Genomic DNA, 13,756 nt, shown 5'->3' with positions numbered 1-13,756 from the left:
CGGCAGCTTCAGCCGAAGGGCATAGCGGTTCCCCCGGCAGACGCTGCCGGGGGTTTTTGCCGTCCCCTCCCGATGCGGTCCCGACCGGCGCTTGCATGGAATCGCACCTGATTGTCGTAGGATCGCCCCTCAGCGCGCGGCCGAGCCTGACTTATAATGGGGGTATCTTTCCGGGGAAAGGAGGCTTCCGCAAGCGAAAGGAAGGTTTGCAAACGCTGTCATTAAAGGGAGGAAGAAAACGTACATGAACTTCAAGTCCATCTCGTTCGCCGGACTGCTGCTGTTCACGACGGTGCTGGCGGCCGTAGGGCCGTCGCGCCCGGCGGAAGCGGCAGGCGGTCCCAATCTCGCTCTCGGCAAGGCGGTCTCCTCGAGCGGCTACACGCAGACGTACGCTCCGGAAAACGTCCGCGACGGCAATGCGGGCACATACTGGGAAAGCACGAACAACGCCTTCCCGCAGTGGGTCCAGGTCGATCTGGGCGCCAGCGTCTCCATCGATCAGGTCGTCATGAAGCTGCCCGCTTCCTGGGAGAAGCGGACCCAGACGCTGACGATCCAGGGCAGCGCGAACGGAAGCAGCTTCTCGACGCTGGCCGCCTCGGCGAGCTATGTGTTCGACCCAGCCGCGGGCGGCAACGCGGCGACGGCGAGCTTTTCGGCCGCCAGCGCTCGCTACGTCCGCCTGAGCTTCTCGGCGAACACCGCCTGGCCGGCCGCGCAGCTGTCCGAGCTGGAAATCTACGGCGCTTCGGCTCCATCTCCGACCCCGACCGCGACGCCTACGGCAACCCCAACGCCGACTCCGACACCTACGCCTACGGCAACGCCGACTCCGACACCTACGCCTACGGCAACCCCGACGGCGACGCCGACCCCGGCTCCGGGCTCCAATGTCGCCATCGGCAAGCCGATCAGCGCGTCGAGCAGCACGCAGACGTATGTCGCGGCCAACGCCAACGACAATTCGACCTCGACCTACTGGGAGGGCGGCGGCAACCCGAGCAGCCTGACGCTGGATCTCGGGGCGAACCATCAGATCACGTCGATCGTGCTCAAGCTGAATCCGGCGACGGAATGGGCAACGCGCAACCAGACGATCCAGGTGCTCGGCCATGACCAGACGACGACCAGCTTCACGAGCCTGAAGGCCGCGCAGTCCTACACGTTCAATCCGGCGACGGGCAACACCGTGACGATCCCGCTCAGCGCGACCGTCAAGCGGCTGCAGCTGGCCATCTCCGTCAACAGCGGCGCTCCGGCCGGACAGATCGCCGAGTTCCAGGTGTTCGGCACGCCGGCGGCCAATCCGGATCTGACGATCCAGACGATGAGCTGGACGCCGTCCGCTCCGGCCGAGGACAGCGCGATCACGCTGACGGCGACCGTCCGCAACAGCGGCAGCGCAGCCGCCGCGGCATCCTCGGTCGGCTTTTATGTGAATGGCGAGCTGGCCGGAACCGCAGCCGCTCCCGCGCTGGCAGCCGGCGCGTCGGCGAACGTATCGCTGGCGATCGGCGCCAAGGCGGCCGACTCCTACGCGATCGGCGCCAAGGCCGATGAGGGCAATGCCGTCATCGAGCAGAACGAGAGCAACAACAGCTATGCGCATCCGACCAATCTGACCGTCTCGCCGCTGTCCAGCTCCGACCTCGTCGGCACCGTCTCCTGGACGCCGTCCGCTCCGTCGGCCGGCAGCAGCGTGAGCTTCACCGTACAGCTGAAAAACCAGGGCACGATCGCCACCGCAGGCGGCGCGCATCCGGTCAGCGTGACGCTCAAGACGTCCGCGGGCGCGACCGTGCAGACGTTCAGCGGCTCGTACACGGGCAGCCTCGCGCCAGGCGCGACGGCGAACGTCGCGCTCTCCGGCAGCTGGACGGCCGCCAGCGGCTCGTACACGGCCGCCCTCTCCGTGACCGCCGACGGCAACGAGCTGCCGGCCAAGCAAGGCAACAACGCCAGCCAGACGCCGCTTACGGTCTACTCCGCCCGCGGCGCAAGCGTGCCGTACACGCGCTACGACACGGAAGACGCGACGCGCGGCGGCGGAGCGGCGCTCATGACCGCGCCGACGTTCAACCAGGCGCTGACCGCCTCGGAAGCGTCCGGCCAAGCCTACATCTCGCTGCCGTCGAGCGGCTCCTACGCGCAGTGGACCGTCCGTCCGAACGAAGGCGGAGCGGGCGTCACGATGCGCTACACGATGCCCGACTCGGCCGACGGCATGGGCCTGAGCGGCTCGCTCGACCTGTACGTCAACGGGACCAAGGTGAAAAACGTGCCGGTCTCGTCCTACTACAACTGGCAGTACTTCTCCGGCGACATGCCGGCTGACGCTCCGGGCGGCGGCAGGCCGCTGTTCCGCTTCGACGAGGTGCACTGGAAGCTCGACACGCCGCTGCAGCCGGGCGACGTCGTGCGCGTCCAGAAGCCGGCCGGAGACAGCATCGAGTACGGCGTCGACTTCCTCGAGATCGAGAACGTTCCGGCCGCGATCGCGCAGCCGGCGAACTCCGTCTCCGTGACGCAGTACGGCGCCGTCGCGAACGACGGCCAGGACGATCTGGCCGCCTTCAAGGCCGCCGTGACCGCAGCCGTGTCGGGCGGCAAGACGCTGTACATCCCGACCGGCACGTTCCATTTGAACGGCATGTGGGAAATCGGCTCGGCCAGCAGCATGATCCAGAACCTGACGATCACCGGCGCGGGCATGTGGCATACGAACATCCAGTTCACCAACCCGAACGCGGCATCCGGCGGCATCTCGCTGCGTATCTCGGGCAAGCTGGACTTCAGCAACGTCTATCTGAACTCCAAGCTGCGCTCGCGCTACGGCCAGAACGCCATCTACAAAGGCTTCATGGACAACTTCGGCACGAACTCGTCCATCCGCAATGTCTGGGTCGAGCACTTCGAATGCGGCTTCTGGGTCGGCGACTACGCCCATACGCCGGCGATCACGGCGACCGGCCTCGTCATCGAGAACAGCCGCATCCGCAACAATCTGGCCGACGGCGTCAACTTCGCCCAAGGCACGAGCGGCTCGACCGTCCGCAACAGCAGCGTCCGGGGCAACGGCGACGACGGCCTCGCCGTCTGGACGAGCGACGTGAACGGCGCTCCGGCCGGCGTCAACAACACGTTCTCGTCCAATACGATCGAGAACAACTGGCGCGCGGCGGGCATCGCCTTCTTCGGCGGCAGCGGCCACAAGGCCGAGCGCAACGTCATCGTCGACTGCGTCGGCGGCTCCGGCCTGCGCATGAACACGGTGTTCCCGGGCTACCATTTCGCGAACAATACCGGCATCACGTTCTCCGATACGACGATCCTGCGCTGCGGCACGAGCCAGGATCTGTACAACGGCGAGCGCGGCGCGATCGACCTGGAAGCGTCCAATGACGCGATCCGAAACGTGACGTTCACGAACATCGACATCGTCGACGCCCAGCGCGACGGCATCCAGTTCGGCTACGGCGGCGGCTTCTCCAACATCGTGTTCAACTCCGTCACGATCAACGGCACCGGCCGCGACGGCATCACGACCTCGCGCTTCTCCGGACCGCATCTGGGGGCGGCGATCTTCACCTATACCGGCAACGGCGCCGCCACGTTCAACAATCTGCAGACGAGCAACATCGCCTATGCCGGCACGAACTACGTGCAGAGCGGCTTCAATCTGACGTTCAATTAGGGAGGAGCTCGGGCGGTCTTTGTCGAACTGTTTCCTGTGGGTGCGAACATGTGACATCGCTCACGCCGGACATGGCCTCATGTCGGGTACGATGAAGCAGGAAGCAGAAGGAGGAAGGCAGATGAGCGAAAGAGCATTCGTCATGATCAAGCCCGACGGGGTACGCAGGGGACTGATCGGAGAGATCGTCTCCCGCTTCGAGAAGAAGGGCCTGTCCGTCGTCAAGGCGGAGCTGATCCAGGTCAGCGAGGCGACCGCCAAGGAGCATTACGGCCATCTGGAAGCAAAGCCGTTCTTCCGCGAGCTGGTCGACTACATCACGTCCGGCCCTTCGTTCGCGATGATCGTGGAAGGCACGGCAGCGGTGAAGAACTCCCGCTATCTAATCGGCGCGACCAACCCGGCGGATGCCGCGCCCGGCACGATCCGCGGCGACTACGGCCTCGACGTGTCGGAAAACGTCATCCACGGCTCCGACTCCATCGACAACGCCCGCATCGAGATCGAGCGCTTCTTCATCCGCTGAGCGTCAGCTCGGCCGATGGGAGAGCCGCACAAGAAAGAAGCCTCGCGCACTTGGCGCGAGGCTTCTTCATGTCGACGCGAGCACCCGATCTGACCTGGCCCGGCGGTCCAGCCCGTCCGGCCCGCGCACGCTGCGCTAGAAGGCGGACAGCGGCTGGCCGGCAGCTTCGTCGCGGATGTCGCCGACGATCTCCTCCAGGATGTCCTCCAGCGTCACGAGGCCGGCCGGGGCTCCGGCTTCGGTCATGACGAGCGCCATATGGGCGCGGCTCTGCTGCATCTTGATCATGACGTCGCGGATCGAGGCGCTCTCCTTGAAGCGGGGGAGCGGATGCGTGAGCGTGTCGAGTCCGGCTTTGCGGCCGGCGGCCATGCCCGTCAGCATCTCCTTGGCGTTGATGTAGCCGAGGTAGCCGCCGCCGCTCGGCGCGGCGACCGGATAGCGGGTGTAGCCATGCCGGTCCATCTGCTCGAGCAGCGCCTCCGGAGGCAGGCCGCCGGGCACCGAGACGATCGAAACCTGCGGAATCATGATCTCGCCGACCTTGCGGCCGTCGAAGTCGAACAGATTGTTCAGGTAGTCGAGCTCGGTGCGGTTGATCTCGCCGCTCTCGTAGCTCTGGGCGACGATCAGCCGCAGCTCCTCCTCGGAGTGCACCGAATCATGTCCGGCCGGCTTGACGCCGAACAGGCGGAGCAAGGCGCGGGCGGAGTTGTTGAGCGCGACGATGATCGGGTACATGATTTTGCCGAACGTATAGAGAGGTCCGGCGAGCAGCAGCGTCATCTTCTCGGCATACTGGATGGCGAGCGTCTTGGGAGCGAGCTCGCCGATGACGACGTGCAGAAACGTGATGATCGACAGAGCGATCGCATACGACAGCACGGTCGAGACGGCCGCCGGCACGTCGAAACGCTCGAACAGCGGGTGAAGCATGCGCTCGACCGTCGGCTCGCCGAGCGCGCCGAGCACGAGCGCGGTGATCGTGATGCCGAGCTGGCAGGCGGACAGGTAGTAGTCGAGATCCGCCGCCACCTTGCGCGCTTTGACCGCTTTTTTGCTGCCTTCGGCGACGAGCTGGTCGAGCCGGGACATCCGGACCTTGAGGATCGCGAACTCGGCTCCGACAAAAAAGGCGGTGAGGCCGATGAATACCGCCACCAAAAAGAGATTCAAGCCAATGATTCCATCCAAGCGGATTCCCTCCATGAGGAGGGATTCACCTCCATCTTATCGATTGAAAGACTTAGTCGGCTTCGGTGCGGGCAGGCAGCTGCAGCTTGACGCGCGTGATGCGGAACGGATCGGTCTCGGCGACCGTCCAGACGGCGCCGGCCTTTTCGATCCGGTCGCCGACGGCCGGAGCTTCTCCGGCATGCAGCCGGATCCAGCCGCCGATCGTATCGACGTCTTCCTGCTCCTCGAAACGCAGGCCGAACTCCTGCTCGAGCTCGTCGAGCAGCACGAGTCCGCTCACTTCGTATTCCGCGTCCCCAAGGGAGCGGATGTCGGCGATCTCGTCGGCGTCGAACTCGTCGCGGATCTCGCCGACGAGCTCCTCGAGGATGTCCTCCATCGTCAGGATGCCGGAGGTGCCGCCGTACTCGTCGATGACGACGGCCATATGGATGCGCTCCTGCTGCATTCGTTTCATCGCCTCCTGCAGAGGCGTCACTTCAAGCACGGACGGGACGTCCCGCAGGAAAGCCTGCAGCTCGAGCGGGCGTCCGGCGACGATATGCGGCAGCATGCGCTTCACGTTCACGACGCCGAGGATGCGGTCGCGGTTGCCTCCCTCGACGACGGGATAGCGGGTATAGTTCGATTCGTCGAGCAGGCGGATGATCGCTTCGGCCTCCATGCTACTGTCGATCGCGACGATCGACGTGCGGGGCACCATGACGTCCTTGGCGGTGCGCTCGTCGAACGAGAACACATTGTCCAGGTAATCGAGCTGCTCGGCGCGGATCTCGCCGCCTTCCGAGCTTTGGGCGAGGACGAGTCGGAGCTCCTCCTCCGTATAAGCCTGCTCATGTCCCGCGGGCCGGATGCCCACGCTGCGCAGCAGCAGGCGGGAGGTGCCGTTCAAGGCCCAGATGAGCGGGTACATCAGCTTGCCGAACCAATAAAGTGGGCCGGCGAGCAGCAGCGTCATTTTTTCGGAAAATTGGATCGCGAGCGTCTTCGGCGCCATTTCGCCGACGACGACGTGCAGGAACGTCACGAGCATGAACGCGATCGCATACGAAGCGGCGGACGCGGCGGATGCCGACAGGTCCAGCCAGTTGAACACCGGCATAAGCAGACTCTCGACGGCGGGCTTGCCGATCGCGCCGAGTCCGAGCGCGGTGACGGTGATGCCGAGCTGGCAGGCGGACAGATAGTAGTCCAGATCGGTTGCCACTTTTTTGGCGATCGGCGCCTTCGGATGGCCTTCCGCGATCAGCTGGTCGAGGCGGGACATCCGGATTTTGACGACGGCGAATTCCGAGCCGACAAAAAAGGCGGTAGCAACGATCAATAGGGCCAGAATCAATAGGTTGACGGCGGTCACAGCATCCACGTTCTTTCCCTCATGGGCGAGGGATTCACCTCCCATTCAAATGAAAAGCAGCGGCATGCGGCTCGGACAGGCCCGCGCCTGTCGGCTGCAGCCAAGACGTTCTACGAACGAGGGCCGCCTTCTGTTCCCATCTTTTCGAAGCGTTCACATTCTGTTCAAACATTCGGCAGGATGCGCCTACTATGTCCATGTTCGGGATGGTTTAACCGCTGGTGAAGCCAGGATGTTCCAAACCGGCCGATCCGGGTTAAAATCATCTGTGACGATTTTATGAACCCGATCGGGCCAAGCCGGCGTATAATCGCTCAGTCTGAAAATTTTGGGAGGTAAAGGAAACGATGAGCAGCTCTGCGGAACAGTCAGGCTTCTGGCAGCTAGTCAAGAAAGGAAATACCTCGTCGGGCACGGCGGCGGTCGGCAATACCGGCCTGGCGATCGTAAAAGGAATCGCGGCCGCGACGACGGGAAGCGGAGCGATGTTCGCCTCGATGATGCACTCGATCGCCGATGCGATCAACCAGGCGTTCGTCTTCGGAGGCAGCGTGCTCGCGGAGAAAAGCCCGACCAAGCGGTTCCCGACCGGCTTCGGACGGGTGATCAATATTTTCTGCATGATCGCCGTGCTCGTCGTGACGATCATGGCGTACGAGACGATCCACGAGGGCTTTCATTTATTGAAGCATCCGTCGGAGTCGAGCGGCTTCTGGCTCAATGTCGGCGTGCTGCTGCTCTCGCTCGCGGTCGATCTGTTTGTGCTGATCAAGGCGATGAAGGAAATTACGCATGAAGCGAGGGTAGAGGCGAAAGGAATGGGCGTCGTGTCGGCGGCGTTCCGCAACGTCGGCCGCGCCGCGCCGCCGACGCGCCTCGTGTTCTACGAGGACCTCGTCGCCACGACGGGCGCGCTGCTCGCGCTCATCGCGGTCGTCGTCACCTCGCTGACGAGCTTCGCCCTGCTCGACGGCATCTCCTCGATCCTGATCGGCTTCCTCATGGTCGGCGTCGCCTTCCGCGTCGGCTACGACAACATGGTCGGCCTGATCGGCGTCGCCGCGCCGAAGGACGTGGAGGAGCGGGTCGCCGCGATCATCGTCGCCGATCCGCAGGTGACGGACATCTTCCAGCTGCGGATCATTCAGGAAGGCCGCTATTATCATGTCGACGGCACGATCGAGCTCGTCTCCGGCCTGTCGCTCGCGGACGCGGACGACATCAAGTACCGGGTGCGCGACAGCCTGCTGGCCGATGCCAACATCGTCGACGTCAATCTCGGCATCGTCGAGGACGACGGCGTGAAGCGCTGGCAGCCGGCGACGGAAAACTGATGCAGTGATGCGGCACGAACCGGCTTCCCCTATCGGGAGGCCGGTTTTTTCGTTCTCGAAAACCGGACTTGATATTTCTAATTGACAATCAACTATTCACAACTATAAGATTTAACTGTCAAATGATAATGGTTATCAATGAAAGAGGGGGACGCAATGGACCGAAGCGATGAAGCAAGCCGTCCGCGTCGCTTCTCCATGCTTCTGGCGCTGACTCTTGTGCTAGGCCTGTGCGCCATCTTGACTGCGGCAAGCGCTGCGGCTGCGGCGACAAGCACGCAAGCAGGAGCCGCGGCCATCGCGGATCGGCTGTACGACAAGCTGCAGCTGCAAGATGAAGCGGGGGCGCAGAGTGCGGCGAAGGAGCTCAAAAAATGGTGGTCCGGCCATAAGGCAGGCGTGAAGTCGGAGTCCCTCGATCTGGCGCTCGAGATCGACCGGCAGATCGCGGCCTTGTCGCTGGCGCTGCTCGGCAACGAAGCGGAGAAGGCGGCCGACGCCGCGTCCTCGCTGCGCTTCTCCCTGCATGCCTACGAAGATGGCGCTTATGCGCAAGGCAGCTCCGGCATGACGCTCTCGCGCTATTCCACGCAGCTGCTGGAGGCGAAGGCGCTGGCGGATCGTCAGCAATGGGCCGAGGCTTCGCGGCTCGTCAAGCGTCTGCAGCAGGAGTGGCTGTCGGTGGAAGGCGATGTCGTCGGCAAGTCCGCAGCCGTCTATCATGACGCCGAGCGGGATCTCGTGCTGGCGGACGCCTATCTGACGAACGAGAAGCAACGACCGCTCGCCTCGGAGGTGCTCGGCCGGATGGCGCAGTCGCTCGCTCCGCTCGCCGATGCCGGCTTCACATGGCTCGACGCGGCGCTCATTCCGTTTCGGGAGGGGATGGAGGCGGTGCTCGTCATCGGAGCGCTCGGCATCGCGGCCGACCGCTCCTCCGCTAGACGCCCCAAGCGATGGATCGCTGCCGGCACTGCGGTCGGACTGCTCGTCAGCATCGGAGCCGCCGCAGCCATCGCCATCTGGCTGACGAGCGCCGTCGCCGGCACGAGCAGCATGCTGCTGAACGGCTGGACCGGCCTGCTGTCAAGCGTCATGCTCCTGTATGTCAGCTACTGGCTCCATCGGCAAGCCGACATCCGGCGGCGCGGCGCGCGGCTGCGGACGCGAGCCGACCGGACAAGCTCGGCGGGCAGCGGGATCGGCTTCGCGGCGCTCGCCTTCCTGGCGGTCGCCAGAGAGGGCGTCGAGACGGCGATCTTCCTCATCGGGCTCGCCGGCAAGCTTTCGCTGCCGATGCTGCTGGCAGGCCTCGCAGCAGGCTTGGCGATGCTCGCGGCGGTCGCCGGAGCGATCAAGCTGGCAGGGACGAGACTGCCGCTGCGGCCTCTATTTTTGGTTTCTAGCGCGGTCGTGTTCTACCTATGCTTCAAATTCCTCGGCTCCGGCATCCACAGCCTCCAGATGGCAGGCATGTTGCCGCTTGCCTCAGACAGCCGGCTTCCGGAGCTGGCTTCGATCAGCCTGTATCCGTCCTGGACCAGCACCTGGCCGCAGCTTGCGCTTGTCATTGCGGCGCTCGTCGCGCTTGCGCTTCGGCCTCTCCGGCGCGCGCGATCGACGGCCAAGCAGATGTTGTCCTAATCGCCAACGAACAATACGACTCAAAGGAGAATTGCTGCATGTCTACTCATTCCCGTACTTGGGCCGCTCTCTGCTTGGGCGGCCTGCTGCTGATGTCCGCCTGCTCCGGCAATGGGGGCAAGAACGAAGCCGGCGGAGCGGTCGAACCGCTCGACTCGATTAAGAGCAGCACCGCCAAGCTGAAGATCGAGACCGAAAAGCTGCAAAAGGCGATCGACGACCGAAATGCGGACGAAACGAAGCGGCTCGGCAAGGAAATCAACGATCAGTGGCTTTCCTACGAAAATGCGGTTCGCCAGACGTTCCCGCTGGAGTACACGGAGGTGGAGAAATATGAAATGCCGGTCTTCTCGGCCTCCGCCTACGACAAGATCGACTTCGGCGAGCTCGGCCAGTCGGCGCGCAGCCTGATGCAGGCGCTGGACCGCCTGGAACGGGCGGAGCCGTCGAAAGCGTCCTCCTCGGAGCTGCTCGATCAGGCGGTTGCCGGCTACGAGACGTTCGTCAAGGAGCAGGCGGATGCTCTAGCCGCAGCGACCGCCATTTTCGCGGAGGCAGTCAAGTCCGGCGACATGGAGCGGGCCAAGGCGGAGTACGTCAAGGCGCGCGTCTATTTCGAGACGATCGAGCCGGTCGCGGAAAGCTTCGGCGATCTCGATCCGCGCATCGACGCCAGGCTGGCCGATGTCGAGGACGAGAGCGAATGGACCGGCTACCACCGGATCGAGAAAGCGCTCTGGGCCGACGGCTCGCTAGACGGCATGAGCGTCTACGCCGATCAGCTCGTCGCCGATACGAAGGAGCTCGCAGAAAAAGTGAAGGCCATCAAGCTGGACGCCAAGACGATGGTCGCCGGCTCCATCGAGCTGATCAACGAAGCCGCCACCTCGAAAATAACCGGCGAGGAGGAGATCTACTCGAAGACCGATCTCGTCGATCTGGCCGCGAACGTGAACGGATCGAAGACGGTCTATCTGGCGATCATCCCTGCGCTCAACGAGCATGATCCGGAGCTGGCCTCGAGGCTCGACGCTCAGTTCCAGGACATGGAAGCTCTGCTCCTCTCGCATCGGGAAGGCGACGGCTACATCGCCTACGACAAGCTGACGACCGAGCAGATCCGTGCGATCAGCGACAAGCTGAGCGGCTTGTCCGACTCCATGACGCAGACGGCGGGCCTGCTCGGATGACCGGCGACCGACAGCCGCTGTCGCGCCGCGACTTCCTCAAGCTGTCGGCCGTCGCGGGTGCGGCGCTGGCGATCGGCGGCGGGGGAGCGGGCGCGGTTTTGGGAGCGATCGGCAGGGGCGCGGCTTCCGGCACCGCCGGAGCGGACGAGCCGCTTCCTTTCTATGGCGAGCATCAGTCCGGCATCGTCACGCCCCAGCAAAGCTTTCTCGTGCTGGCTGCGTTTCGCGTCGTCGCCAGCCGAAGGGAGGAGCTGTCGCGGATGCTGCGGGAGTGGACGAAGTTCGCCTCGCAGCGGACGGCAGGACGATGGCGTCAGGACAGCGGCAACGATCAGCTGCCTCCCGTAGATACCGGGGAAGCTTTCGATCTGGATCTGGCCCGGCTGACGCTGACGTTCGGCTTCGGACCGACTTTGTTCCTTCAAGGCGGAAAGGACCGCTTCGGCCTCGACTCCCGCAGGCCCGCCGAGCTAGAACCGATCCCGTCCATGCCCGGCGATCACCTCGATCCGGCATTCGAGGCCGGCGACATTGTCGTCCAGGCTTGCGCCGACGACCCGCAGGTCGCTTTCCATGCTGTACGCAATCTCATCCGCCTCGCTTCCGGCACGGCCACGCTCGTCTGGATCGAGGAGGGCTTCCTGCGCTCTCCGTCCGGAGGCGGCACGCCGCGCAACCTGTTCGGCTTCAAGGACGGCACGGCGAACCGGCTGCATGACAGCGAGGAAGGGCGGCGCCAGGTCGTGTGGGCCGGAGCGGGGGAGCCGGCATGGATGCAGGGAGGGACGTACTTGGCTTACCGCAAAATCCGCATGCTGCTGGAGGTATGGGATCGCAGCTCGCTGCAGGCGCAGCAGGATACGTTCGGCCGCTTCAAGGCGTCCGGCGCCGCCTATGGAAGCACGGACGAATTCGATCCACCGCAGTCCGACCGGCTGCCTCCCGACTCCCATGTCGCGCTTGCGAAGCAGTCCGGGCAGCTCATCCATCGACGCGCATTCTCCTACGCCGGAGCAGTCGATCCTCGAACCGGGCAGCTTGACGCCGGGCTGCTCTTTCTCAGCTACCAGCAAAGCCCGCGCCGGCAGTTCGTGCCGATGCTGCGCCTCATGCAGTCGCGGGACCGCTTGAACGAGTACACGCAGCATACCGCATCGGCGCTGTTCGCAATTCCAGGCGGCATCCGGGAGGGGCGGTATATCGGACAGGCGCTGCTGGAGGGCTGATGTACGCGTCCGGTGCAGCCGTTTCCGCACGAGCGGAAACGGCTTTTTTGCGCGCATCGGCAAAAAACGCTTGATCAAACCGGGCGGGAAGGTCCAAACTGAAAAAAGCTTCACGATCCTATGCCGACAGGAGAACAACGCATCATGGCTACCTTTTTTCTACTCATCATCTATCTCGCGTTCATCAGCCTCGGCCTGCCGGACTCGCTGCTCGGCGCCGCCTGGCCGGCGATGCACGGTCCGCTCGGGGCGCCGCTCGGAGCGGCGGGCCTGCTGTCCATGACGATTACGGTCGGCACGATCCTCTCGAGCCTGGCGACGGGCCGGCTCATCGGCCGCTTCGGCACAGGCGCTGTCACGCTGGTCAGCGTCGCGATGACGGCGCTCGCGCTGCTCGGCTTCGCCTTTTCGCCCGGCTGGGGCTGGCTGGCGCTGTTCGCAATACCGCTCGGACTCGGGGCAGGCGCGGTCGACGCCGGCCTGAACCACTATGTCGCCGCCAACTACGCCGCGCGCCATATGAGCTGGCTGCACAGCTTCTGGGGCGTCGGCGCCACGCTTGGCCCGGTCATCATGGCGCAGGCGATCCAGGGCGGCGATTGGCGCGACGGATACGCCCATGTCGCGTACCTGCAGCTTGGTCTCGTCGCCGTGCTGCTCGCCTCGCTGCCGCTTTGGAAAAAAGTCGCCCGTTCCCGACAGGGGGAAGGCGCCGACGAAGCCAGCGACTTGACCGTATCGTCCGGAGCGGCCGTGAAGCCGATCCGCCTGCCCGGCGTCAAGCTCGCGCTCGGCTCGTTCCTGTTCTACTGCGGGGTGGAGGCGACGCTCGGCCTATGGGGCAGCAGCTATCTCGTCGGCACGAAAGGCTTCGCCTCGGACGAGGCGGCCAAATGGATTTCCTTCTATTATGGGGGCATTACCGTCGGCCGCTTCCTGACCGGCTTCCTGACGGTGCGGATCAGCAACCGCTCGCTCATCCGCGGCGGCCAGGCGCTCGCCCTCGTCGGCACGCTGCTGCTGCTCGCGCCGCTGCCGCCGGTCTTTTCGCTCGCCGGCTTCATCGTCATCGGCCTCGGCCTCGCGCCGATCTTCCCGTGCATGCTGCACGAGACGCCGGCTCGCTTCGGCTCGGGACCGGCGCAGACGATCATCGGCTACCAGATGGCCGTCGCCTACACGGGCAGCACGCTGCTGCCGCCGCTGTTCGGCCTGATCGCCGGCACGTTCGCAGTCAGCCTGCTGCCGGCCTACCTGCTGCTCTCCGCGGCGGCGATGTGGCTCTGCTCGGAGCGGCTGAACGCTCGGCTCGCGATGAAGGCTGCCGGACGGACCTGATTAAAATCAAACTCTACCTTGCCTCATGGAAAAGTTTCAGGCCACAATGGTCATCCCGGATGTATTCGGTCCCAGAGCCGAAGGGAATACGGTATTGAGGAAAATTCTTCATCGGTAAAAGCCCAGGTCACTCAAAAGCAATAGAATCTCATTGGATATGCGAAAAAGCTCGGCCGCCTCGGCAAGGTCATCAAGTTAAGCTTGACTCGATGACCTTGCCGCCCTGGCCGGGCTTTTTCGTATCGGC

General features: G+C 64.3%; 9 protein-coding genes. 7 read left to right on the top strand and 2 right to left on the bottom strand.

All coding sequences use genetic code 11. From position 1 onward, the window contains the following. The first annotated feature begins 244 nt into the window (after nt 1–244). Nucleotides 245–3,697, top strand: a complete 3,453-nt coding sequence (locus tag GE073_RS12790) for a CARDB domain-containing protein (protein ID WP_153783584.1) — start codon at nt 245–247, stop codon at nt 3,695–3,697. 121 nt (nt 3,698–3,818) lie between these two features. Then, a complete protein-coding gene (ndk, locus tag GE073_RS12785; RefSeq protein WP_028597233.1) occupies nt 3,819–4,223 on the top strand; it encodes a nucleoside-diphosphate kinase in 405 nt (134 codons plus the stop codon). Between the two features lie 135 nt (nt 4,224–4,358). On the opposite strand, the gene GE073_RS12780 is transcribed toward ndk, so the two are convergent. Both GE073_RS12780 and GE073_RS12775 read right to left on the bottom strand, forming a co-directional pair. Continuing rightward, a complete protein-coding gene (locus GE073_RS12780) occupies nt 4,359–5,417 on the bottom strand; it encodes a hemolysin family protein (protein ID WP_028597232.1) in 1,059 nt (352 codons plus the stop codon). Between the two features lie 52 nt (nt 5,418–5,469). Then, nucleotides 5,470–6,786, bottom strand: a complete 1,317-nt coding sequence (locus GE073_RS12775) for a hemolysin family protein (RefSeq protein ID WP_153783583.1) — start codon at nt 6,784–6,786, stop codon at nt 5,470–5,472. A gap of 338 nt (nt 6,787–7,124) precedes the next feature. On the opposite strand from GE073_RS12775, the gene GE073_RS12770 reads away from it, so the two are divergent. The 5 genes from GE073_RS12770 to GE073_RS12750 all read left to right on the top strand — a co-directional run bounded on the left by GE073_RS12770 (nt 7,125) and on the right by GE073_RS12750 (nt 13,509). Next, nucleotides 7,125–8,111: a cation diffusion facilitator family transporter gene (locus GE073_RS12770; protein ID WP_028597750.1), complete on the top strand. Its 987-nt coding sequence runs from the start codon at nt 7,125–7,127 to the stop codon at nt 8,109–8,111. A gap of 156 nt (nt 8,112–8,267) precedes the next feature. Next, nucleotides 8,268–9,755 (top strand): FTR1 family iron permease, encoded by a 1,488-nt coding sequence (locus GE073_RS12765; protein WP_052332995.1) that lies wholly within the window; start codon nt 8,268–8,270, stop codon nt 9,753–9,755. A 38-nt stretch (nt 9,756–9,793) separates the two neighbouring features. Beyond that, nucleotides 9,794–10,945 (top strand): iron uptake system protein EfeO, encoded by a 1,152-nt coding sequence (gene efeO, locus GE073_RS12760; RefSeq protein ID WP_052332994.1) that lies wholly within the window; start codon nt 9,794–9,796, stop codon nt 10,943–10,945. After that, the gene (gene efeB, locus GE073_RS12755; protein WP_028597748.1) at nt 10,942–12,171 is read left to right on the top strand and encodes an iron uptake transporter deferrochelatase/peroxidase subunit; all 1,230 of its coding nucleotides are present in this window, start codon (nt 10,942–10,944) and stop codon (nt 12,169–12,171) included. Before efeO ends, efeB begins: the two co-directional genes overlap by 4 nt. 144 nt (nt 12,172–12,315) lie before the next feature. Next, nucleotides 12,316–13,509 (top strand): MFS transporter, encoded by a 1,194-nt coding sequence (locus GE073_RS12750; protein ID WP_028597747.1) that lies wholly within the window; start codon nt 12,316–12,318, stop codon nt 13,507–13,509. Nucleotides 13,510–13,756: the final 247 nt, after the last annotated feature.

The organism is Paenibacillus sp. B01, from assembly GCF_009649995.1.
In the GTDB taxonomy this organism is placed as follows: domain Bacteria; phylum Bacillota; class Bacilli; order Paenibacillales; family Paenibacillaceae; genus Paenibacillus_O; species Paenibacillus_O pasadenensis.
This window is presented reverse-complemented; position numbering and strand designations above follow the sequence as displayed.

Bases quoted from the DNA above. Each gene is read 5' to 3' on its own strand.
- GE073_RS12765 (WP_052332995.1), top strand. From the start codon at position 8,268: ATGGACCGAAGCGATGAAGCAAGCCGTCCGCGTCGCTTCTCCATGCTT.
- ndk (WP_028597233.1), top strand. From the start codon at position 3,819: ATGAGCGAAAGAGCATTCGTCATGATCAAGCCCGACGGGGTACGCAGG.
- GE073_RS12750 (WP_028597747.1), top strand. From the start codon at position 12,316: ATGGCTACCTTTTTTCTACTCATCATCTATCTCGCGTTCATCAGCCTC.
- GE073_RS12790 (WP_153783584.1), top strand. From the start codon at position 245: ATGAACTTCAAGTCCATCTCGTTCGCCGGACTGCTGCTGTTCACGACG.
- efeO (WP_052332994.1), top strand. From the start codon at position 9,794: ATGTCTACTCATTCCCGTACTTGGGCCGCTCTCTGCTTGGGCGGCCTG.
- GE073_RS12770 (WP_028597750.1), top strand. From the start codon at position 7,125: ATGAGCAGCTCTGCGGAACAGTCAGGCTTCTGGCAGCTAGTCAAGAAA.
- efeB (WP_028597748.1), top strand. From the start codon at position 10,942: ATGACCGGCGACCGACAGCCGCTGTCGCGCCGCGACTTCCTCAAGCTG.